We start from the raw sequence: 655 nt of genomic DNA on the forward strand, positions 1-655 counted from the left end.
CGCGCGCAGACGATCCCGCTCCGATCTGTTCCGGGTGAGAGTGAGCCTCCTGGTCACGATCATGGTGGTGCTGCTCGTCCTGGCGACGGGGACGCTCGCTCCGGGCGACGGGGCCGTCGATGCGACGGCGACCCTCGTTCCGGTCTCTCTGCTCGGCCGGCCGCTCTCCACCGCCCTCTCCGTGGGCTGGAGCGCCGCCTCGTACTCGCGCCTCGACGAGCAGGCGCTGCGGAGCACCGCCGAGGAGGAGGCGCGCGGCGAGCGGCGCCTCCTCTCGCGGATGGCGGGAGCGACCGGGGCGACCGGCACGACGCTGCCGGCGGCGCTGCCGGCGGCGCTGCCGGCGGCGGTGCCGGCGATCGTGGTCACGGTGGCGATCGCGCAGAGGACGGAGTCCCGCCGCGAGCCCCTCTCCCTCGCCGCCGCCCTGCGCGCCGTCGCGAGCTCGTGGGTGCTGATGGTCCTCTCGGTCGCACAGGCCTGCCTGCGCCTCGAGTCGCGGTCGCCCCGGCGGTCGCAGGTGCGCTTCGCCTTCGAGGAGGCGCCGCACTTCAGTGACGACGCGACCCTCGCGCTCCTGCTGTCCACGATGGCGGCCACGGTCTCGGCCGAGATCCGCTCGAGAGAGGGCTGGCGCCTGGTGCGCGCGAACGTC

The 655-nt window shown here is 75.1% G+C and carries 1 protein-coding gene; it reads left to right on the forward strand.

Translation table 11 applies throughout. The features are described 5' to 3' along the window. Window positions 1-34 precede the first annotated feature (34 nt). Window positions 35-655 (forward strand): DUF1345 domain-containing protein (locus tag C5C82_RS17180; protein WP_146086037.1); only part of this gene is annotated, 621 nt, incomplete at its 3' end.

It is taken from the genome of Rathayibacter sp. AY1D5 (assembly GCF_002932515.1).
Taxonomy (GTDB): domain Bacteria; phylum Actinomycetota; class Actinomycetes; order Actinomycetales; family Microbacteriaceae; genus Rathayibacter.